At 71.5% G+C, this 21,870-nt stretch carries 20 protein-coding genes; 14 read left to right on the top strand and 6 right to left on the bottom strand.

Annotated elements, in window-relative coordinates:
• Positions 1–12 precede the first annotated feature (12 nt).
• The gene (locus IFT73_RS11360; RefSeq protein WP_192167695.1) at positions 13–1,467 is read right to left on the bottom strand and encodes an MFS transporter; all 1,455 of its coding nucleotides are present in this window, start codon (positions 1,465–1,467) and stop codon (positions 13–15) included.
• Between the two features lie 99 nt (positions 1,468–1,566).
• Here IFT73_RS11360 and IFT73_RS11355 point away from each other — a divergent pair, with 99 nt between their 5' ends.
• Together IFT73_RS11355 and IFT73_RS11350 are read left to right on the top strand one after the other, a co-directional pair.
• On the top strand, positions 1,567–2,250 hold the full coding sequence (locus IFT73_RS11355; RefSeq protein WP_192167694.1) for a TetR/AcrR family transcriptional regulator: 684 nt from the start codon (positions 1,567–1,569) through the stop codon (positions 2,248–2,250).
• 29 nt (positions 2,251–2,279) lie between these two features.
• A complete protein-coding gene (locus IFT73_RS11350) occupies positions 2,280–4,823 on the top strand; it encodes an RNA helicase (protein WP_192167693.1) in 2,544 nt (847 codons plus the stop codon).
• Between the two features lie 184 nt (positions 4,824–5,007).
• On the opposite strand, the gene IFT73_RS11345 is transcribed toward IFT73_RS11350, so the two are convergent.
• Positions 5,008–6,474, bottom strand: coding sequence for an NAD(P)-binding domain-containing protein (locus IFT73_RS11345; protein ID WP_192167692.1), 1,467 nt, complete (start codon positions 6,472–6,474; stop codon positions 5,008–5,010).
• 77 nt (positions 6,475–6,551) lie between these two features.
• Between IFT73_RS11345 and IFT73_RS11340 the strand changes: the two genes are divergently transcribed.
• Positions 6,552–7,160 (top strand): TetR/AcrR family transcriptional regulator, encoded by a 609-nt coding sequence (locus IFT73_RS11340; protein ID WP_371811249.1) that lies wholly within the window; start codon positions 6,552–6,554, stop codon positions 7,158–7,160.
• A 9-nt stretch (positions 7,161–7,169) separates the two neighbouring features.
• Here the strand turns inward: IFT73_RS11340 and IFT73_RS11335 are convergent, their stop codons facing one another.
• The 3 genes from IFT73_RS11335 to IFT73_RS11325 form a co-directional block, all read right to left on the bottom strand.
• Entirely contained in the window at positions 7,170–8,339 is a 1,170-nt protein-coding gene (locus IFT73_RS11335) for a PQQ-dependent sugar dehydrogenase (RefSeq protein ID WP_192167691.1), read from the bottom strand.
• 26 nt (positions 8,340–8,365) lie between these two features.
• Positions 8,366–9,718 carry an endonuclease/exonuclease/phosphatase family protein gene (locus IFT73_RS11330; protein WP_192167690.1) on the bottom strand — a complete coding sequence of 451 codons (1,353 nt, stop codon included), beginning with the start codon at positions 9,716–9,718 and terminating at the stop codon, positions 8,366–8,368.
• Between the two features lie 66 nt (positions 9,719–9,784).
• Complete coding sequence (locus IFT73_RS11325; protein ID WP_056605648.1) at positions 9,785–10,276, bottom strand: inorganic diphosphatase; 492 nt, start codon at positions 10,274–10,276, stop codon at positions 9,785–9,787.
• A 77-nt stretch (positions 10,277–10,353) separates the two neighbouring features.
• Here IFT73_RS11325 and dacB point away from each other — a divergent pair, with 77 nt between their 5' ends.
• The 11 genes from dacB (at position 10,354) to IFT73_RS11270 (ending at position 20,191) form a co-directional block, all read left to right on the top strand.
• Positions 10,354–11,769 (top strand): D-alanyl-D-alanine carboxypeptidase/D-alanyl-D-alanine-endopeptidase, encoded by a 1,416-nt coding sequence (gene dacB / locus IFT73_RS11320; protein ID WP_192167689.1) that lies wholly within the window; start codon positions 10,354–10,356, stop codon positions 11,767–11,769.
• A 434-nt stretch (positions 11,770–12,203) separates the two neighbouring features.
• Positions 12,204–13,250 carry a zinc-dependent metalloprotease gene (locus tag IFT73_RS11315; protein WP_192167688.1) on the top strand — a complete coding sequence of 349 codons (1,047 nt, stop codon included), beginning with the start codon at positions 12,204–12,206 and terminating at the stop codon, positions 13,248–13,250.
• Between the two features lie 7 nt (positions 13,251–13,257).
• Positions 13,258–14,235: a tRNA lysidine(34) synthetase TilS gene (gene tilS, locus IFT73_RS11310; protein WP_192167687.1), complete on the top strand. Its 978-nt coding sequence runs from the start codon at positions 13,258–13,260 to the stop codon at positions 14,233–14,235.
• Between the two features lie 4 nt (positions 14,236–14,239).
• Positions 14,240–14,797: a hypoxanthine phosphoribosyltransferase gene (gene hpt, locus IFT73_RS11305; protein WP_056605660.1), complete on the top strand. Its 558-nt coding sequence runs from the start codon at positions 14,240–14,242 to the stop codon at positions 14,795–14,797.
• 138 nt (positions 14,798–14,935) lie between these two features.
• Positions 14,936–16,951: an ATP-dependent zinc metalloprotease FtsH gene (ftsH, locus tag IFT73_RS11300; protein ID WP_192167686.1), complete on the top strand. Its 2,016-nt coding sequence runs from the start codon at positions 14,936–14,938 to the stop codon at positions 16,949–16,951.
• Entirely contained in the window at positions 16,948–17,514 is a 567-nt protein-coding gene (gene folE, locus IFT73_RS11295; RefSeq protein WP_192167685.1) for a GTP cyclohydrolase I FolE, read from the top strand. Before ftsH ends, folE begins: the two co-directional genes overlap by 4 nt.
• A 34-nt stretch (positions 17,515–17,548) precedes the next feature.
• Entirely contained in the window at positions 17,549–18,352 is an 804-nt protein-coding gene (folP, locus tag IFT73_RS11290) for a dihydropteroate synthase (protein ID WP_192167821.1), read from the top strand.
• On the top strand, positions 18,349–18,777 hold the full coding sequence (locus tag IFT73_RS11285) for a nuclear transport factor 2 family protein (protein WP_056605673.1): 429 nt from the start codon (positions 18,349–18,351) through the stop codon (positions 18,775–18,777). Before folP ends, IFT73_RS11285 begins: the two co-directional genes overlap by 4 nt.
• Entirely contained in the window at positions 18,778–19,155 is a 378-nt protein-coding gene (gene folB, locus IFT73_RS11280; RefSeq protein WP_056605678.1) for a dihydroneopterin aldolase, read from the top strand. It abuts the gene before it with no gap.
• Positions 19,152–19,715, top strand: coding sequence for a 2-amino-4-hydroxy-6-hydroxymethyldihydropteridine diphosphokinase (gene folK / locus IFT73_RS11275; RefSeq protein ID WP_192167684.1), 564 nt, complete (start codon positions 19,152–19,154; stop codon positions 19,713–19,715). Before folB ends, folK begins: the two co-directional genes overlap by 4 nt.
• A complete protein-coding gene (locus tag IFT73_RS11270; RefSeq protein WP_192167683.1) occupies positions 19,712–20,191 on the top strand; it encodes a DUF3180 domain-containing protein in 480 nt (159 codons plus the stop codon). Before folK ends, IFT73_RS11270 begins: the two co-directional genes overlap by 4 nt.
• 6 nt (positions 20,192–20,197) lie before the next feature.
• Here IFT73_RS11270 and IFT73_RS11265 read toward each other — a convergent pair whose 3' ends face one another.
• On the bottom strand, positions 20,198–21,850 hold the full coding sequence (locus IFT73_RS11265; RefSeq protein WP_192167682.1) for a DUF885 domain-containing protein: 1,653 nt from the start codon (positions 21,848–21,850) through the stop codon (positions 20,198–20,200).
• Positions 21,851–21,870 lie beyond the last annotated feature (20 nt).

Raw genomic sequence — 21,870 nt, 5'->3', positions numbered from 1 at the left:
CTAAGCGCTTGCTTAGCGAACTTCGTCGGTCGCCCGCGAGTCCGTCAGCGTGAGGGCCCCGCCGGTGGCGACCAGCCCGACGACGACCGCGAGGGCCGCGTAGGCGATCCGCTCGCCGTGGAAGAACGAGGCGACCAGCTCGCCGCTCCACGTGCCCGCGGGCAGCTGCGACGTCACCAGCACCGCGATGAGGGTGCCGATGATCGCGGTGCCGACGCTCGTGCCGAACTCCTGGGCCGTGTCGTTCAGGGCGGCCCCGACGGACGTGCGGTTGGCCGGCATCGCGCTGACGAGCGCGACGGCGCAGATCGTCATGACGGTGCGCAGGCCGATCGTCATGACGACCATCGCGACGGCGATCGCGGGGTAGCCGTGCTCGACGCCCCACGCCATGCCGGCGAGGGCGCCGGACAGCAGGCCCGCCCCGATCAGGCACGCGACGCGGTGCCCGAACCGTCGCGCGAACCACTCGGAGAGGGGGGTCGCGGCGATCATGGTCACGATCAGGGGGAGGTTGGCCAGGCCCGCGCGGACGGGGCTCCAGCCGTACGCGTACTGGAAGTGCAGGATCAGGCCGAACAGCACCCCCGCCATCGCGATCGACGTCCCGATCTGGGCGATCGCCGCGCCGCGCACGGTGCCGCTCGAGAACAGCCGCAGGTCGAGCATCGGCGCGGCGGTGCGCCGCTCGTGCCGGACGAACGCCACGGCCGCCGCGACCGCACCGAGGGCCGAGCCGATCGTCACGACCGACAGCCAGCCGTTCTCGACGCCGCTGGTCAGGGTGTAGCAGGCCAGGCCGATCGCGGCGATGCTGAGCAGCGCGCCGGGCAGGTCGAGCGCGTCGTGCGTCAGGTCGTCCGGGTGGTCCTGCGGGACGCCGAACCGGACGCCGATCCACGCGACCAGTGCGATCGGCGCGTTGACGACCAGCAGCCACTCCCACCCGACGTGGGTCAGGGCCGTGCCGCCGAGCAGGGGGCCGAGGACGAACCCCGACATGCCGACGACCATGACGATCGTGATGGCCCGCATCCGCAGGGCCTCGTCGTCGAAGAGCCGGAAGACCAGCGACATCGTGACGGGCGCCATCATGGCCGCGGCCAGGCCGAGGACGGCCCGCAGGGCGATGAGCTCTCCCGCCGTCGAGACCGCGATCGCGCACAGGCTGATCAGCCCGAACGCCGTCAGGCCCGTCAGCAGCACGCGTCGCCGTCCGAGGCGGTCGGCCGCGGCGCCTGCGGTCAGCAGCAGCCCGCCGAACGTCAGCGAGTAGGCGCCGGTGACCCACTGCAGCGCCGTCGTCCCGCTGCCGAGGTCGCGGGCGATCGTGGGCAGCGCGATCGTCAGCAGCGTGTTGTCGACCATCTCGACGAAGAAGGCCAGGCACAGGGCCGCCAGCGGGATCGCCGCGGAGCGGATCGAGCGGTGGGACGCCGCGGGGGCGGACGAGATCGTGTCGCTCATGCGGCACCTCCTGAGTATCGAACGACGTTCGACTATCGAACGACGTTCGAACTATAGAACACTGTTCGAGAAAGAGCAACGGCGTGATTGGATGGGGACATGCCGACCGGTCGCCGCCCCCGCGTGACGCACTCGCTCGAGAACGTCCTCGAGGCGACAATCGCCCTGCTCGACGAGGACGGCGAGGGCGCCCTGACGTTCCGGGCGCTCGCGGCGCGTCTCGGCGGAGGGGTCGGCAGCATCTACTGGTACGTGTCCAGCAAGGACGAGCTGCTCGACCGCGCGACGGACGAGGTCATGGGGCGCGTGCTGGCCGGCACGGACGATCTCGTCGACGGCTCCGACCCGATCGGCACCCTGCGCGCCGTGTCGCTCGCGATGTTCGACGAGATGGTGCGCCGGCCGTGGCTCGGCAACCACCTGATGCGCAACACCGGGGTGCAGACCAACTCGATCCGCCTGTTCGAGCGCCTGGGCCAGCAGGTCATGCGCCTCGATCTCAGCCCGCAGCAGCGGTTCCACGCCGTGTCGTCGATCGTCAGCTACGTCGTCGGCGTCGCGGTCGACATGGCGCAGCCGCCGCCGAAGGAGTTCTTCGAGAGCGGTCTCGAGCCCGCCGAGTTCCTGACGGCGTACGCCGACCGGTGGCGCGCCTACGACGCCGACGAGTTCCCGTTCCTGCACCAGATCGCCGACGAGTTCGAGCGGCACGACGACGCGGACGTCTTCCGGTCGGGCCTCGACATGCTGCTGGCGGGCCTGCGCGTGCAGGCGGGGGCCTGACGCACCGCCGCACGCGCGACAATGGTGCGATGCGCCTCATCGACCTGCTGCCGAAGACCGGGGCCGCCTACGACGAGGACGCCGTGTACGGCGCGATCACCGAGTGGGTCGGGTCCCGCGGGCTGACGATGTACCCCGCCCAGGACGAGGCGATCCTCGAGTGCGTCGCGGGCTCCAACGTCGTCCTCGCGACGCCGACCGGCTCGGGCAAGAGCCTGGTCGCGACCGGCGCGATGGCCGCCGCGCTGGCCCGCGGCGAGTGCAGCGTCTACACCGCACCGATCAAGGCCCTCGTCAGCGAGAAGTTCTTCGACCTGTGCGAGATCTTCGGGGCCGAGAACGTCGGCATGGTCACGGGCGACGCGGCCGTCAACGCCGATGCGCCGATCATCGCGGCGACCGCCGAGATCCTCGCGAACATGGCGCTGCGCGAGGGCGCCGACGCCGACATCGGCCTGGTCGTGATGGACGAGTTCCACTTCTACGCCGACCCCGACCGCGGCTGGGCGTGGCAGGTGCCGCTGATCGAGCTGCCGCACGCCCAGTTCCTGCTGATGTCGGCGACGCTGGGCGACACGACGCGGCTCGAGGGCGACCTCTCGCGGCGCACCGGCCGTGACACCGCGGTCGTCACGTCCACCGAGAGGCCCGTCCCGCTGGTCAGCGAGTACGTGTCGACACCCGTGCAGGAGACGCTCGAGCAGCTCATCGAGACCGGGCAGACGCCGGTCTACGTCGTGCACTTCACCCAGGTCTCGGCGCTCGAGCGGGCGCAGGCGCTGACCAGCATCAAGGTCGCCACCCGCGAGGAGCGCGACACGATCGCCGACGCGCTCGGCGACTTCCGGTTCTCGTCGGCGTTCGGCAAGACCCTGTCGCGGCTGATCCGCATGGGCGTCGGCGTGCACCACGCCGGCATGCTGCCCCGCTACCGCCGTCTGGTCGAGACCCTGACGCAGCAGGGCCTGCTCAAGGTCGTGTGCGGCACCGACACGCTCGGCGTCGGCATCAACGTCCCGATCCGCACCGTCCTGTTCAGCGGGCTGTCGAAGTACGACGGCGTCCGCCAGCGGCAGCTGCAGGTCCGCGAGTTCCAGCAGATCGCCGGCCGCGCGGGACGCGCCGGCTACGACACGATCGGGCACGTCGTCGTCGAGGCGCCCGAGCACGAGATCGAGAACGCCCGGCTCGTCCGCAAGGCCGGCGACGACCCCAAGAAGCTCAAGCGCATCCAGCGCAAGAAGCCGCAGGAGGGCTTCGTGTCGTGGGGGCAGGGGACGTTCGAGAAGCTGTCGACCGGCACCCCCGAGCCGCTCGTGTCGCGCATGAAGGTCAGCCACGCGATGGTGCTCGACGTCGTCTCGCGACCCGGCGACGCCCGCGCGTCCCTCGAGCGCCTGCTGCGCGAGAGCGGCGAGTCGGAGGACTCGCAGGACCGGATGCTCGCGCAGGTCGACGAGATCATCGACGCCCTGCTGGCCGGCGAGGTCGTCGAGCGGATCGACCCGCCCGACGACGAGGGACGCACGCTGCGCCTGACCGTCGACCTGCAGGCCAACTTCGCGCTCAACCAGCCGCTGTCGCCGTTCGCGGTCGCCTCGCTCGAGCTGCTCGACCGCGAGTCGCCGACGTACGCCCTCGACGTCGTCTCGGTCGTCGAGGCGACCCTCGACGACCCGCGCCCGATCATCAACGCGCAGCGGCACCGCGCCCGCGGCGAGGCGATCAACGAGATGAAGATGGACGGCATCGAGTACGACGAGCGGATGGAGCTGCTCGAGGAGATCACGCACCCCAAGCCGCTCGAGGAGCTGCTCACCGCGGCGTACGAGACGTACCGCGGCGGTCACCCGTGGGTCGCCGACCACGAGCTGCGGCCCAAGTCGGTCGTCCGCGAGATGTGGGAGCGGGCCATGACGTTCTCCGAGCTGATCGGCGACTACCAGCTCGCCCGCTCGGAGGGGCTCGTGCTGCGCTACCTGTCGGACGTCTACAAGACGCTCGGCCGCACCGTGCCGGAGAGGGCGCGCAACGAGGAGCTCGAGGACCTCACGGAGTGGCTCGGCGAGCTCGTCCGGCAGACCGACTCGTCGCTGCTCGACGAGTGGGAGGACCTCATCAACCCCGGCACCGACCCGCTCGACGTGCGCCCGCAGGCGATGGCCAGCGAGAAGCCGCGGCCCGTCACCGGCAACCCCCGCGCGTTCCGCGTGCTGGTGCGCAACGCGATGTTCCGCCGCGTCGAGCTCGCGGCCTTCGGACGCTGGGCCGAGCTCGCGGCGCTCGAGCCCGACTCCGACTGGGACGAGCAGGCGTGGATGGACGCGATGGCCGACTACCGCGAGGAGTACCCGGCTGAGTCGGGATTCCAGACCAACATCGGCACCGGACCGGGCTCGCGGGGCCCCGAGCTGTTCATGGTGACCGAGGGGCCCGACACGTGGACCGTCCGCCAGACGTTCGACGACCCCGAGGGCGACCGCGACTGGGGCATCTCGGCGACCGTCGACCTCGCCGAGAGCGACGAGATCGGCGAGGCCGCCGTGACCGTCACCGCCGTCGGCCCCGCCTGACCCGCGGTTTCCCAGGTTCACCCCGGAAAGTTTTCGGAGTCACGCCGAAAACTGGCGCCTCACCCCGGTAGCGACCGGGGTGGAGTGTGGGGTTCCCAGGCGAACCCCGAAGATCCTCGACGAACCCGCCGCAGTTTCCGAGGTGAACCTGGGAAACTGCGGCGGGTGGGGCTGCTCGCTCGGTCTAGGCAGCCTGCTCCCAGGTGAAGTCGGGGTGGTTGACCTTGCGGGTCTCCCACCAGTACTGGAACGTGAACTTGGGCCAGATCGTGCGGTTCTTGCCATGGCTGTCGAGGTACCAGCTCGTGCAGCCGCCCTGCGTCCAGATGCCCTTCTCGACGAGGCGCTGGATCTCCTCGTTGAACGCCGTCTGCGCCTGCTTGGTCGGCTCGGCCGCGGCGGCACCCAGGCCGTCCATCTCGTCGAGGAGCCGGATCACGAACTTGGTCTGCTGCTCGATCATGAACACGACCGAGTTGTGGCCGAGCGCCGTGTTGGGGCCCAGCATGAACGCGAGGTTCGGGAAGCCGTTGACCATCATGCCCATGTACGTCTCGACGCCGCCCTCGCGGAACTGCGACGCCAGGTCGACGCCGCCCCGTCCCTTGATGTCGAGGTAGTCGAAGGCGTCGATGACGTGGAAGCCCGTGCCGTAGATGACGACGTCGGCCTCGTGCAGGACGCCGTGCGCGTCGACGACGCCCTCGGGGACGATCTCGCGGACGCCGTCGGTGCTGAGCTCGACGTTGTCGCGCGTGAACGTCGGGTAGTACGTGTTCGACTGCAGCACGCGCTTGCACCCGAGCCGGTAGTCGGGGGTGAGCCGGGCGCGCAGCTCGGGGTCGGGCACCGACTTCTCGAGGTGCCGCTTGACGATCTTCTCGGCGAACGGCAGGACGTTGAGGTGCCCGTTGAACGCGATCGCGCGCGCCTCGAGGCCCCAGTAGAGCAGGTCGCGGTAGGCGCGCTGGGCGCCCGGGACGGTCGCGAACACCTTCTTGCGCCACTCGGGGGTCGGCTTGTCCTTCTTGGGCAGCACCCACGGGGGAGTGCGCTGGAAGACCGTCAGCGAGGCGACGTCCTGCGCGATGATCGGGATGAACTGGATCGCGCTGGCCCCCGTGCCGATCACGACGACCTTCTTGCCCTTCAGGTCGACCGAGTGGTCCCACTGCGCGGAGTGGAAGCGCGGGCCCGCGAACGTCTCGGCGCCGGTGATCTCGGGGACGTTCGGGATGTGCAGCCCACCGACGCCCGCGACGACGAAGCGCGCCTCGTAGTCGTCGCCCGACGCCGTGCGGACCGTCCACCGCTGGCGGCTCTCGTCCCACGACGCGCCGGTGACCTCGACGCCGAAGTCGATGTAGGGGCGGATTCCCTGCTCGTCGGCGACGCCGCGCATGTACTCGTGGATCTCGCGCTGACCCGAGAAGCTCTTGCTCCAGTCGGCGTTGAGCTCGTACGAGAACGAGTACATGTGGCTGGGGATGTCGCACTCGCAGCCGGGGTACGTGTTGTCGCGCCACGTGCCGCCGACGTCGTCGGCCTTCTCGAGCACGACGAAGTCGTCGCGTCCGGCCGCGCGCAGCTTCATGGCCATGCCCATGCCGGAGAACCCTGTGCCGATGATGACGATGTCCTTGGTGATCACCGTTCAGATACTATCGGTATCTGATTGGTCTGCAAGAGTGTTCCGGACCACCCCGGTCCGATCGAGAAGGAGCAGCTGTGACGGTCGACGGAGCCCGCACGACCCGGGCGGAGCGCCAGGCGCAGACCCGCGAGAGCCTCATCGAGGTGGCGCGCGACATGTTCCTCGCCGACGGCTACGCCGCGACGTCGCTCGACAAGGTCGCGGTGCGCGCCGGCTTCTCGAAGGGCGCGGTGTACTCGAACTTCTCCGGCAAGGAGGAGCTGTGCATGGCGGTGCTCGACAGCATCCACGAGGAGCAGATCGCCGGCGTCGTCGCGGCGTTCACGCGCGACACCGATCTCGACGGACGCATCGAGGCCTTCGCGGCGTGGGCCCGCGAGGGGCTCGGCCAGCCCCGCTGGACCGCGCTCGAGGTCGAGTTCGGGGCGATCGCCCGCCAGAGCCCGTACGTCGCGACCGAGCTCGTCAAGCGCCACCGGGCCATCCGGTCGGCGATCGCGCAGCTCGTGCGACAGGTGACGACCGAGGCCGGGCTCGACGACGTCGTCGACGCCGACCAGGCCGCCACGACGCTGCTGAGCCTCGGCATCGGGCTGGGCACGCTGCGCTCGCTCGACCACTCGATCGACGTCAGCGTCTTCGCCGACACGATGCGCGCCCTGCTGCGCGGCTCCCGGCCCTGACCGCGGCCGTCAGCGGGCGGTGACCCGCAGCACCTTGTCGTCCGAGCCGTTCGACGTCGTCAGGTAGAGCGCCCCGTCGGGCCCCTGCACGGCGGCGCGCAGACGCCCGTACGTCCCGTCGAGCGCGGCGGGCGTCCAGGTCTCCCGCAGCGAGCCGGACCGGCTGAACCGCAGCAGGCGCAGCGACTCGTCCTTCAGCGTCGCGACCGCCAGGGCGCCCTTCCAGCCCCGCCAGCCCGAGGCGGTCACGAACGTCCCGCCGCTCGTCGCGATCGTCGTCGCGCCCGAGCGCCACCTCGCCGACCTCTGCCCGCCCCGCAGCCGGTGGTCGGTCATGGGGGAGTCGACGCCCTCGTTGTAGGCGGCGTCACCCGCGGCCCGGGGGACCGGGTTCCAGCCGTAGTCGCCCTTCTTCGACAACCGGTTGACCTCGTCGTCGCGGTAGCTGCCCTGCTCGACCGACCAGATCGTCCCGTCGCCGCGCCGTGCGAGACCCTGCACGTTGCGGTGCCCGTACGTGAAGACGCGCTGCTTCATGCGGCTCGAGCTGCGGATGAACGGATTGGAGCGCACGGCCCGGCCCGTCCGGGCGTCGACGCGCAGCACCTTGCCGCCGCCGGACGTCAGCCGCTGCGGGTTGCGACCCACCGCGGCGTCGCCGGTGCCGATGTAGAGCTGCTGACCCGACCCCGTCACGAGGGCGCACCCACCGTGCCGCCCGCTCGTCGACGGCAGCCCCGAGACGAGCGTGCGCACGTACGTCGCCGACGTCGCGGCCCGGTTGAGGCGCCACCGCACCACGCGGACGTCCTGCACCCCGCCCGTGCGGTAGCCGTGGCACGTCATGAACTCGCGCGTCGACGCGAAGTCCCGGGCCGGCTCGACGGCCATGAGCCCGGTCTCGCCGCCCGACCACATGCTGCGCGGCGCGGTGAAGATCGTCCGCGTGCGTCCCGACGGGGTGCGCAGCGTCAGGCGCTTGCGGTCGCGCTCGGTCACGAGCATCGAGCCGTCCGGCAGGAACGCGAGGTCCCACGGGTGCTGCAGGCCCGACTGCACGACCGTGACGCGCAGCTCGGGCCGCGCCGCGGCGGTGGCGGGCGCCGCGGCGAGCAGCGGCAGGACGAGGGCGACGGTGGCGGCGACGATCGTCGACGCGGCCAGGGACGAGCGCTTCATGGCACCAGTGTGCGCCTGATCGTCCCTCAGGGCAGCAGGATCGTGGTGCGCACGAGGTTGTGGTCGGACGCCTGGGTGCCGACGTAGCGACGCTTCTTCGTCCGCGCCTCGACCCGCCACGACGTCGAGCTCATGCGCTTCGGGATGAAGATGCGGTCGATGTGGCCACCCCAGTAGTCGAGGGTCTCGACCTTGCGGTCCCAGCCGTTGAAGCTGCTGACGTACGGACGCGTGTAGGTCGCGGACGCGTCGTAGGTGTCGGTCATGCCGCGGTTCGACATGACGCGACGGGGCGGGTCGCCGCCCGGGCCGCCGCGGTAGGAGTTGAAGTCGCCCATGTAGATGACCGGCAGGCCGCCGACGGCCTCGCGGGTCGAGCGGATCAGGTGCTTGGTCTCGCGGCCGCGCAGGCGGGCGGCCGCCGTCGTGGGTCCGTGGGAGAGGTGGGCCGACACGAACGCGTACGTCTGGCCGTTGCGCTTGAGCCGCAGCGCGGCCCACACGCCCGTCGCACCGGACGGCGAGCTGATCCGCCCCTCCTGCTCGACCGGCAGCAGGCGGTCGCGGCACACCGGCTCCTCGGTCAGCCAGCCGCTGCCCCGGTAGACGTACCACTGCTGCGATGCCTCGTCGAGGTGCCGCGGGAACCGCCACCCCACCGTGCTGTCGGGGCCTCGGTACGGCTCGACCTCGCACTGCCGGGCCGTCCGGGTCGCGACCGCCAGGTCGGCGGCCGACGCACGGTAGAAGATCGCCTCGTCGACCTTGCGCTGCGGGGCGGCGTAGCGCAGGTAGCCGTGCTTCTCGAGACGCTGGGTGAGCCGGTCGGCCTTCGACGTGACCTCCTGCAGGCCGACGACGTCGGCGTCCGCGTCGACGATCCGCTGGACGATCGCGTTCTCGCGCCGCTTGGTCCACTTCTTGCAGTTGGGCGCCCACGCGCAGACGTTGAACGTCGCGACCGAGACCTTGGCGCTGTCGAGGCGGACGGGTCGGCGCAGCGTGTAGCTGCACGCCGCGGCCGACCGCGGACCGCCGCCGCCCCGGCCCGCGGCCTGCACCGTGAAGCAGTAGCGGCGGTCGGCGCGCAGGTTCTTGACCTTCAGCGACGTGCGACGCCCGTGCGACCAGTGGGTGCGGAACGTCGAGCGGGCCGCCTTCGACGGGCTCGACGCGACGTGGACGGTGTAGCGACGGGCACCGTCGACCGCGGGCCACGTGACGGTCAGGGTGTGCGGCGACGCCGCGGTGACGTACGGCACCGGCACCTTCGCGGGACGCGCCTGGGCCGGCGACACCAGGCCGACGGTCAGCAGCAGCGCCCCGAGGGTCGCGACGAGGAGCCTCATCGGCACGGGGGACAGCAGGCGAGCGGGCACCGGGAAATGCTAGGTCGGACGCGGGCGCTCAACCGGTGTTGAGCGCCGCGTGTCCTCCCTCGATCCTCAGTAGCCGCCGTTGTCCTTGAAGCGGGCGTAGCTGGCCTGGATCTCGGCCTCGGCCTCGACGCGTCCGGTCCAGGTCGAGCCCTCGACGGACTTGCCGGGCTCGAGGTCCTTGTAGACCGTGAAGAAGTGCTCGATCTCGAGGCGGTCGAACTCCGGCACGTGGTGGATGTCGCGCAGGTGCTCCTGGCGCGGGTCCTTGGCCGGGACGCACAGGACCTTGTCGTCGCCGCCGGCCTCGTCGGTCATGCGGAACATGCCGATCGTGCGGCACGAGATGACGCAGCCCGGGAACGTCGGCTCCGACAGGAGCACGAGGGCGTCGAGGGGATCCTCGTCCAGGCCCAGGGTGTCGTCGATGAAACCGTAGTCCGCGGGATACTGGGTTGCGGTGAACAGCGTGCGATCAAGACGGATGCGGTGCGACGCGTGGTCGACCTCGTACTTGTTGCGGCTGCCCTTGGGGATCTCCACGGTGACGTCGAAAATCACGGGTGCCTCCGGCGGTTGATGATGGGGTGCGTCGCACCGGGTGATGGCGCGACGGGGGTCTCTATAGTCTGGCGCATGTGACGGGTCAGCGAGGACGCAGGGTCGTGGCCGGCGTCACGGTGCTGGCCCTGCCGGTGCTGGTCGTCGTCCTCGTGGTGGCCCTCGGCACGACCCTGTGGGGGCGCGGCGACCTCAACCGCTTCATCTGCGGCGGCGACTGCGGGCCGTCCAACGTCGTCCCGCCCGAGGGGCTGACCCTGCGCGACGAGCCCGCCTCGGCGGTGCCCGACGCCACGACCGACGCGACCGGCGCGATCGATCCGGCCCGGCTGGCGGCCGCCGTCGACCCGGCGCTCGGCGAACCCGTGCTGGGCTCCCGCGTCGGGTTCGCGGCGGTCTCGACCGACGGCACGCCGATCTACGCGGCCGGAGCCGACCGCGCGTACGCCCCGGCGTCGACGACCAAGGTGCTGACGGCGTTCGCGGCGCTCTCGACGATCGACCCGGGCACCCGGTTCACCACGACCGTCGTCCGCTCGGGCGACGCGATCGTGCTGGTCGGCGGGGGAGACCCCTACCTGTCGACCAAGCCCGCCCGCCGCGTCGACGACCGGGTGTTCCAGGCCGACCTGACGACGTTGGCGCGGCGGACGGCCGCGGCCCTCACGGCGTCCGGCACGACGTCCGTGACGCTCGGCTACGACGACTCCCTCTTCACCGGCCCCGATGCGAGCCCCGCGTGGGAGCCCGACTACGTGACGGCGAACATCGTCACGCGGGTCAGCGCGCTGTGGGTCGACCAGGCCGTCACGAACGGCGTGCGGGCCGCCGACCCGTCGGCCGACGCGGCCCGCACGTTCGCCGGGCTGCTGGCCGACCGGGGCATCACGGTCACGGGCGAGCCGTCCCGCACCGTCGCCGCGGCGGACGCGCAGCCCGTCGGGCAGGTGCGCAGCGCGACGATCGAGCAGATCGTCGAGACTCTCGTGCGCGTCAGCGACAACGAGGCGGCCGAGGTCGTGCTGCGCCAGCTCGCCCTCGCCTCGGGGCGGGCCGCATCGTTCGACGGCGGCACCGAGGCGGTCGCCGCGGCGCTGACGTCGGCGGGCATCACGACCGACGGGCTGAAGCTCGGCGACGGCAGCGGGCTGTCGCGCGACAACCGCATCAGCCCCACGACGCTCGTCCAGACGCTGCAGAGGGCGACGGGGTCGTCGCGCACGTCCGAGCTGCTGGCCGACCTGCCGGTCAGCGGGTTCACCGGCACGCTCGTCGACCGGTTCGCCGGGCTCGCGACCGCGCGGGGCTCGGTGCGGGCCAAGACCGGCACGCTGACCGGCATCCACTCCCTCGCCGGCTACGCGATCGACGCCGACGGGCGACCCGTGCTGTTCGCCGTCATGAGCGACGACTCCGACCGCGACCAGCCCCTGCAGGCCCAGGCGGCCCTCGACGAGGTCACCGCCGCGATCGCCACCTGCTCCTGCGCGTAGACCGAGCGAGCGTCGGAGCGTGACGCGGCGAAGCCGCCTGCCCTGCGAAGCCTGGTGAGGTGAAGGGCTGACGCAAGGGGCCTCCCTGGCGAGTGCACGCTTTCGTTCGCCAGGGAGCGGAGCGACCGTGAGGGCGGAGCCCGAGGCGAACCACAGCGTCAGGGCTTGCGTATGTCGCCTCGCTTCGCTCACGGTCGGCCGCAGGCGGCCTCCCTGGCGACCGCATGCCTTCGTTCGCCAGGGAGCGGAGCTGGGGGTACCTCCCGCGAGCGCAGCGAGTGGGGGCCCGTGAGGGCGGAGCCCGAGGCGAACCACGGCGTCAGGGCTTGCGTATGTCGCCTCGCTTCGCTCACGGTCGGCCGCAAGCGGCCTCCCTGGCGACCGGGTGGTTCGGGCGGCCTCCCCGGCGACCGGGCCGGGCGTACGGTTGGCGCATGATCGACTGGAACCTCGCGCTCACGACGGCCACGAAGCTGTCGCGTCCCGGCCCCGACCTGTCGGCCGCGGAGGCAGCCGAGGCGGTCGCCGAGCTGCGCGAGGGCGCGGCCCGCTCCGAGGGGCCGGTCCGCGAGTTCAGCGACCTGCACGCCCGCTCCGCCACGGCCCCCGTGCTCGTGATCGACCGGCCGCGCTGGGTCGAGGCCAACCTGAACACGTTCGAGCTGCTGATGAATCCCGTCGAGGCCCGGCTCGCGGCCGCCGGCAAGGGGTCGTCGCGCCTCGGGGGCTCGATCAGCCGCAAGGTCAGCGGCGCCGAGGTCGGCGCACTGATGTCGTTCATGTCGTCGAAGGTGCTGGGCCAGTTCGACCCGTTCTGGACCGGGCCCGACGGCGAGGGCGGACGACTGCTGCTCGTCGCCCCCAACGTCGTCGAGGTCGAGCGCAAGCTCGGCGTCGACCCCCACGACTTCCGCCTGTGGGTGTGCCTGCACGAGGAGACGCACCGCGTGCAGTTCACCGCGGTCGACTGGATGCGCGGCCACATGACGTCGCTGATCGACGAGTTCATCGAGGCGACCGACCTCGACTCGTCCGCCGTGGCGTCGATGATGTCGGACGGTCTCGGCGAGGTCGTCCGCATCGTCAAGGGCGACTCCGACGCATCGCTCAGCGAGGTGTTCCAGAACGACCGGCAGCGCGAGATCGTCGACCGGCTGACGGGCATCATGTCGCTGCTCGAGGGCCACGCCGACGTCGTGATGGACGGCGTCGGCCCCGAGGTCATCCCCAGCGTCGCCGAGATCCGGCGCAAGTTCACCGAGCGGCGGGCCGGCGCGAGCCCGCTCGACCGCATGCTGCGACGACTGCTCGGCGTCGACGCCAAGATGCGCCAGTACCGCGACGGGGCGACGTTCGTGCGGCACGTCATCGACACCGTCGGCCTCGACGGCTTCAACCAGGTGTGGGCCGGCCCCGACCAGCTCCCCGGCAAGGCCGAGATCCTCGATCCCGCCGCGTGGATCACGCGCGTGCACGGCTAGGCCCGACGTGGGCGGTGCGCTCGATCCCGCGGTCGCGACGGGACGCAACCTGGTGCGGCGTTCGCTCGCCGACCTCCCGTCCGGCTCGCCCGTCGTCGTCGGCGTCTCCGGGGGCGCCGACTCGCTGGCCCTCGCGGCCGTCGCGGCGTTCGTCGCGGGCCAGGAGTCGTTCGCGCTGACCGCCGTCGTCGTCGACCACGGGCTGCAACCGGGGTCCGACGAGGTCGCGGCCACCGCGGTGCGACGCCTGACGTCGGTCGGGGTGCCGGCGACCGTGCGGCGCGTCGACGTCGGGCGCACGGGCGGCCCCGAGGCCGCCGCCCGCAGCGCGCGACGCGCGGCGCTCACCGTCGCCGCCGACGAGGCGGGGGCCGCGGCCGTCCTGCTCGCCCACACCCTCGACGACCAGGCCGAGACGGTCCTGCTGGGTCTCGGCCGCGGCTCCGGGCCGCGCTCGATCGCCGGCATGGCGCCCCGCGACGGCCTGTGGCGCCGGCCCCTGCTGACGCTGCGGCGGTCCGACACCGAGCGCATCTGCCGTGCGTCCGGCCTCGAGTGGTGGAGCGACCCCCACAACGTCGACCCCGCGTTCCGCCGCTCCCGCGTGCGGGCCGAGGTCGTGCCGGTGCTCGAGGACGTCCTCGGCGGAGGCGTCGCCGAGGCGCTGGCCCGCACCGCCGACCAGGTGCGGGCCGACGGCGCGCTGCTCGACGCGCTCGCCGCCGACGTCGCCGAGCCCCACGACGTCGCGGTGCTCGCCGCGCTGCCCGGGGCCCTGCGGTCGCGGGTGCTGCGGCGCATCGCCCTCGAGGCCGGCGCCTCGGCCGACGAGCTGTCGTCGACCCACCTGTTCGAGCTCGACCGACTCGTCACCGACTGGCACGGGCAGCGGCGCATCGAGCTGCCCGGACGGGTGAGCGTGACCCGTGCCAGGACGTCAGGGGGGACTTCCCTGACGTTCGCAGCCACCCCTGTGGGAGGCTGATCCCGTGGACCAGACGCATGTCGAAGGTGACCTCGAGCTCGACCAGACCCTCTTCACGGAGGAGCAGATCACGACCCGCCTCTCCGAGATGGCGCGTCAGATCGAAGCCGACTACGAGGGCAAGGACCTCCTGCTCGTGGGCGTGCTGAAGGGCGCCGTGATGGTGATGGCCGATCTGGCCCGCAGCCTGCACCGCCACGTCGAGATGGACTGGATGGCGGTGTCGTCGTACGGCTCGGGCACCAAGTCGTCCGGCGTCGTGCGCATCCTCAAGGACCTCGACACCGACCTCAACGGCCGGCACGTCCTGATCGTCGAGGACATCATCGACACGGGCCTGACCCTGTCGTGGCTCATCACGAACCTCCGCTCGCGCGGGCCCGCGTCGGTCGAGATCGCGACGCTGCTGCGCAAGCCCGACGCGCAGCAGATGGAGGTCGAGGTCAAGTACGTCGGCTTCGACATCCCCAACGCCTTCGTCGTCGGCTACGGCCTCGACTTCGACGAGCGCTACCGCAACCTGCGCTGCATCGGCACCCTCTCGCCCCACGTGTATTCATAGGGCCCAGTTCGCTGTCGGCGAACTCCGCTCGGGAACGATGACGGCGGTTGAGCGCGTTCAACTGATGAGCGGCGCCCCGTGTACCGTTCGACTACCGACCAGCACCCGAGGAGGAGTGGACCCGATCCACGCCGCTACATGAACTTCAAACGCCTCTTCAAGGGCCCTTGGGTCTGGATCGCGCTGATCACGATCGTCGTGATAACGGTCATCTCGGTCTCGTCGTCGGCCGACGGGTTCAAGCAGATCAAGACCGCCACGATGGTGACCTACCTCGACACCGGCAAGGTCCGCGACGTCAAGTTCATCGACGGCGACCAGCAGATTCAGGCGACCCTCGACGACGGCACCAAGGTCAAGGCCGAGTACCTCGGAGACCAGGGTGCGCGCCTCGTGCAGCAGGCCGAGACCGCCGTCGCCGACAAGAAGCTCAAGACCTTCGACGTCGACGTCCCCCAGCAGTCGTTCATCGGCTCCTTCCTCATCTCGTTCCTGCCGATCCTGCTGATCTTCGGCCTGCTGATCTACTTCCTCAGCCGCAGCCAGGGCGGCGGCGCCGGTGTCATGAAGTTCGCCAAGTCCAAGGCCAAGCTCATGAGCAAGGACACCCCGAAGACGACGTTCGCCGACGTCGCGGGCTGCGACGAGGCGATCGAGGAGCTCGGCGAGATCAAGGAGTTCCTGCAGGAGCCCGCCAAGTTCCAGGCCGTCGGGGCCAAGATCCCCAAGGGCGTCCTGCTGTACGGCCCGCCCGGCACCGGCAAGACGCTGCTGGCCCGCGCCGTCGCCGGCGAGGCCGGCGTCCCGTTCTACTCGATCTCGGGCTCCGACTTCGTCGAGATGTTCGTCGGCGTCGGCGCGAGCCGCGTCCGCGACCTGTTCGAGCAGGCGAAGGAGAACGCTCCCGCCATCGTCTTCATCGACGAGATCGACGCCGTGGGTCGCCACCGCGGCACCGGCATGGGCGGCGGCCACGACGAGCGCGAGCAGACGCTCAACCAGCTGCTCGTCGAGATGGACGGCTTCGACGTCCGCGGCGGTGTCATCCTGATCGCGGCCACCAACCGCCCCGACGTGCTCGACCCGGCCCTGCTGCGCCCGGGCCGCTTCGACCGCCAGATCGGCGTCGAGGCCCCCGACCTGGCCGGTCGCACCCAGATCCTGAAGGTGCACTCGCGGGGCAAGCCCATCGCGCCCGGCGTCGACCTCGAGGCGATCGGGCGCCGCACCCCCGGCTTCTCCGGCGCCGACCTGGCCAACGTCCTCAACGAGGCGGCCCTGCTGACGGCCCGCAACGGTGCCAAGACGATCGACAGCGCCTCGCTCGACGAGGCCATCGACCGCGTCATCTCGGGCCCGCAGAAGCGCACCCGCCTGATGAACGAGAACGAGCGGCGCATCACGGCCTACCACGAGGGCGGGCACGCCCTGGTCGCCGCGGCGCTGCCGCAGAGCGATCCCGTGCACAAGATCACGATCCTGCCGCGCGGACGGGCGCTGGGCTACACCATGGTGCTGCCCGACGAGGACAAGTACTCGCAGACGCGCGCCGAGCTGCTCGACAAGCTCGCCTACATGCTGGGCGGGCGCGCCGCCGAGGAGCTCGTGTTCCACGACCCCACGACGGGTGCCGGCAACGACATCGAGAAGGCGACCAACGTGGCCCGTGCGATGGTCACGCAGTACGGCATGAGCGAGCGCCTCGGCGCGGTGCGCCTGGGCGAGAACGAGGGCCAGCCGTTCCTCGGCCGCGACATCGGCCACGCGCGCAACTACTCCGAGAACGTCGCCGCGATCGTCGACGACGAGATCAACAAGCTCATCACGTTCGCGCACCAGGAGGCCTTCGACATCCTCCACGAGAACCGCGACGTGCTCGACGCCCTCGTCACCGAGCTGCTCGAGAAGGAGACGCTCGACAAGGCGCAGGTCGCCGCGATCTTCCAGCCGCTGCGTCGCCGCGAGGTGCGTCCGGCCTGGACCGGGTCGGAGTCGCGCGTGCCCGACACGCGTCCGCCCGTCGACACGATCATGGGCCAGTCGTACCGCGACAACGCCGACCGGGGCACGCCGATCGTCATCGGCCCCGACGCGGGCGTCGATGCGCCCCCGCCGGCCGGCCCCGACGTCCACGGCACGGGTGAGCCGACGTGACGGTCGACCGTCCCCGCGCCGAGGCGGCGATCCGCGAGCTGCTCCTCGCGATCGGCGAGGACCCCGACCGCGACGGACTGAAGGACACCCCCCAGCGCGTCGCGAAGTCGTACGACGAGCTGCTCGCGGGCCTCGACCAGACCGCCGCCGACGTGCTCAACATCGAGTTCGAGGTCGGCCACGAGGAGCTCGTGCTGGTCAAGGACATCGAGCTGTGGTCGATGTGCGAGCACCACCTGGTGCCGTTCTTCGGCGTCGCCCACATCGGCTACATCCCGGCGGAGGGCGGCCGGGTCACGGGCCTGTCGAAGCTCGCCCGCCTGGTCGACGTCTACGCACGGCGTCCGCAGGTGCAGGAGCGGCTCACGACGCAGATCGCCGAGTCGCTGGTCGACATCCTGAAGCCCAAGGGCGTCATCGTCGTCCTCGAGGCCGAGCACCTGTGCATGGCGATGCGCGGCGTGCGCAAGGGCGGGGCCAAGACCGTCACGAGCGCGGTCCGCGGCCAGCTGCGCGATCCCGCGACCCGCGCCGAGGCCATGGGCCTCATCACGGCACGCTAGGCCGCCCGTGCCCGACCACGACCGGTGCCTCGTGATGGGGGTCGTCAACGTCACGCCCGACTCGTTCTCCGACGGGGGACGCTGGCTCGACGCCGCGACCGCCGTCCGCCACGGCGTCGAGCTCGTGGCCGAGGGGGCCGACCTGGTCGACGTCGGCGGCGAGTCGACGCGTCCCGGCGCGCTGCGCATCGACGCCGACGAGGAGGCCCGCCGGGTGCTGCCGGTCATCGAGGGTCTCGTCGCCGAGGGCGTCCGCGTCTCGGTCGACACGATGCGCGCGGCGACCGCTCGCCGTGCGCTCGAGGCAGGGGCGACGATCATCAACGACGTGTCGGGCGGCCGGGCCGATCCCGCCATGATGGCGCTCGCCGCCGAGGTCGGGTCGCCCGTCGTGCTGATGCACTGGCGCGAGCACTCCGCCACGATGCAGAACCACACGCACTACGACGACCTCGTGGCCGACATCCGCGCCGAGCTGGGCCAGCAGGTCGACGCGGCGCTCGCGGCCGGCGTCGACCCGTCGCGCGTGATCGTCGACCCGGGCCTCGGGTTCTCCAAGACCGGCGAGCAGAACTGGACCGTGCTGGCCCACCTCGACGCCTTCGTCGCGATGGGCTTCCCCCTGCTCGTCGCCGCGAGCCGCAAGGGCTTCCTCGGCGAGCTGCTCGCCGGGCCCGACGGACCGCGTCCGGCCGGCGAGCGGGACCACGCCACGGCCGCCGTGTCGACCCTCGCCGCCGCTGCCGGTGCGTGGTGCGTGCGCGTGCACGACGCGCGGTCGTCCGCCGACGCCGTGCGCGTCGCGGCCCGGCTCGCCGCCGAGTCGGGCCCGCGATGACCGTCCAGCCGCTCGAGGTGCACCGGCTGTTCTACGACGCCGTCGAGTCCGGCGACGTCGACCTGATGGCGTCGCTGTGGGTCGACGACCCCGACACGTCGTGCGTGCACCCGGGAGCCGTCCCGCTGAGGGGCACGGCGCAGGTGCTGCGGTCGTGGACCGTCCTGATGGCCAACGTCGGCTACATCCAGTTCTTCCTGACCGACGTCGACGTCGTGATGCTGCCGCGCGGCGCCGACGAGCCCGACACCGCCGTCATCGTGTGCACCGAGAACATCCTGTCGGGCGAGGGCATGTCGTCGCCCGACGCCTTCGCGGGGGGCCGTGCGGTGTGCACCAGTATCGTGGTCAGGACCGGGGGCGGCTGGAAGTTCTGGTCCCGCCACGCCTCGCCGATCGCCGAGCTGATGCAGGAGGACGACTGAATGGCCATTCCCGACGGTCTCGACCGCATCGACCTGATCGGCATCTCGGCGCACGGACACCACGGCGTGTTCGACGAGGAGAAGAAGAACGGGCAAACATTCGTCGTCGACGTGAGCCTGGGTCTCGACCTCGGACCCGCGGCGCGCGAGCACGACCTGACGCGCACGGTGCACTACGGGGTGCTCGCGCAGCAGATCCACGACGCCATCGTGAGCGACCCCGTCGACCTCATCGAGACGGTCGCGCTCCGTATGGTGGACTTGTGCCTGGCCGAAGAGCCGGTCCGATGGGTTAGCGTGACGGTGCACAAGCCCGAAGCGCCCATCGCGGTGACGTTCCACGACGTCGCCGTCACGATAGAGCGGAGCAGACAGTGACCGAAGCGCCCACCCCGTACGTGCTGGACGCCGACACGATGACGGGCGGCATGCGTCCGATCCGTCAGGCCGTCCTGGCGATCGGATCGAACCTGGGCGATCGCATCGACAAGCTGCAGGGGGCCGTCTCCGCGCTGGAGGACACCCCCGAGGTCACGATCGTCGCGATCTCGTCGGTCTACGAGACCGAGCCGGTCGGCAGCCCCGACGGCTCGGGCAAGTTCCTCAACGCCGTCGTCCTGATCGACACGACCCTCACGGTCCACACGCTGCTCGACCGCGCGCTCGCGATCGAGGACGCGTTCGGCCGCGAGCGCTCCGAGCCGGGCGCGCCGCGCACGCTCGACGTCGACGTCATCGTCGTCGGCAACCGGGTCGCCGAGGACGAGCAGCTCGTGCTGCCGCACCCGCGCGCCCACGAGCGCGGCTTCGTGCTCGTGCCGTGGCTCGAGATCGACCCCGAGGGCGAGATCCCCGGCAAGGGCTTCGTCGCCGACCTGATCGGCGATGTGGACGTCAGCGGCGTCGTCAAGCGTGAGGACCTCGAGATCATCCTGTGATCGCCAAGCCGACCCCGGCGCTGCTGGTCGCCGTCCTGCTCGCGGTCGGCGTCGTCGCCGGGCGGCTGACGCCGCCGCTGGTCGTGCGCCTGGGGGGCAACCCGCCCCGCCTGGGGTGGATCGCCCCGCTGACGCTCCTGGCCGGTGCCGTCGTGGTCGGGATGTTCGCGTGGAGCACGTGGCAGACGCTGCACCGCCGGCACGAGCGGATCGCCGTCGACCACGGCATCCGCATGCTCGCGCTGGCCAAGGCCAGCGCGATCGTCGGGGCACTCGTGGGTGGCTACTACGGCGGGTACGCCCTGGCCTTCCTCGACGCGCTCGACGCGACGCTGGGCCGTGAGCGCTTCGTGCGCGGCCTCGCGGCGGCGATCGCGAGCCTGCTGCTGATGGTGGCGGCGCTGCTGCTCGAGCGGGCGTGCCGCCTGCCCGACGACGAGGACGACGACCCCCAGGAGGGCGTCACCGCCCCCTGACGGGCGTCAGCCGAGGAGGGTCTCGCGAAGGGTGCCGAGGCCGATGCTGCCGACCGAGAGCGCCTGGCGGTGGAACTCCTTCAGGTCGGCGCGGTCGCCCTGCGCCGCGACCCAGTCGTCGCGCAGCTGCTCCCACATGCGCTGGCCGACCTTGTACGACGGTGCCTGCCCGGCCCAGCCGAGGTAGCGGTTGACCTCGAACCGGACGAACGAGTCGTTCATGTTCACGTGCTGCGCCATGAACCCGAAGGCGTCGTCGCCCGTCCACGTGCCGCTGCCGTCGGGCCTCGGCTTCTGCAGGTGCACCCCGATGTCGAGGACGACGCGGGCCGCGCGCATGCGCTGGCCGTCGAGCATGCCGAGGCGGTCGGCGGGGTCGTCGAGGTAGCCGAGATCGGCCATCAGGCGCTCGGCGTACAGGGCCCACCCCTCGCCGTGGCCCGAGTTCCAGTTGAGTCGCCGCCAGCCGTTGAGCTCGGCGCTGTTGTAGGTCGCGAGCCCGCACTGGAGGTGGTGGCCCGGGACGCCCTCGTGGTAGACGGTCGTGAGCTCGCGCCACGTGTCGAACTCCGTGATGCCGGCCGGGACGCTCCACCACATGCGGCCGGCGCGCTCGAAGTCCTCGCTCGGCGGCGTGTAGTAGATGCCGCCCTCGTCGGTCGGCGCGATCATGCACTCGAGCCGTCGCATGGGCTCGGGGATGTCGAAGTGCGTGCGGCCGAGGTCGGCGACGGCCTGGTCGCTGGTGCGCTGCATCCACGCCTGCAGCGCATCGGTGCCGTGCAGCTTGCGGGACGGGTCGGCGTCGAGGTGCGCGATCGCCTCGGCGACGCCCGCTCCGGGGAGGATCTGGTCGGCGATGCGCTCCTGCTCGGCGACCATGCGGGCGAGCTCGTCGATGCCCCACTCGTAGGTCTCGTCGAGGTCGATCTCGGCGCCGACGAAGGCCCGCGACGCGAGCGCGTAGTGCTCACGACCGACGGCGTCGGCCTCGCGGGCGTGCGGCGCGAGGTCGCGCTCGAGGAACTCCGCGAGCCGCCCGTACGCCTCGGACGCGACGCGCGCTCCCTCGTCGAGATCGGCCTGCAGGGCCGGCGGGACGTCCGCGCGGGCCGCGAGGCCCGCGAAGAAGCTGTCGCCGCCCACCTGCTTGCGCGCCTGCGTGGCGACCTCGCGCACCTGGCGGACGGCGGGGACGTTGCCCGCGGCGATGCCGATGCGCAGCGAGTCGAGGTAGCCGGCCATCGCGCCCGGCAGGTGCTGCATGCGACGGGCGACGTGCTCCCAGCCGTCCGTCGTCGACGTGTCCATCAGGTCGAAGACGTCGCGCAGCTCCTGGCCGGGGGACGCGATGACGTTGAGGTCGCGCTGCCAGAAGCCCGCCTCGATCTGCTCGAGCTCGAGCCCGAGGGTGCGGACGAGCTCGGCCTGCGTCACGACGTCCGTCGGGTCGTCGGGTCGCGCGTCGCGCACCCGCGCCAGCATCGACCGGGCGGCGTCGGCGCGTGCGGCGACCCCGTCGGGGGAGTGGTCGGTGTAGTCGGACTCCCGGCCGGGACGCCCGAGGTGGACGTGCAGCTCGGGGGTGAGCTCGAGCATCGTCTCGAGCCACTGCTCGGCGAGGTCGTCGATGGGCGTCGGTTCGCGGTGGTCGGCCATGACCCGACCCTACGACGCCC

Origin of the sequence: Aeromicrobium sp. CFBP 8757 (assembly GCF_014841755.1) — a bacterium.
Taxonomy (GTDB): Bacteria; Actinomycetota; Actinomycetes; order Propionibacteriales; family Nocardioidaceae; genus Aeromicrobium.
Note: the sequence above shows the minus strand (reverse complement) of the source record. Positions and strands in the feature narration are given on the sequence as shown.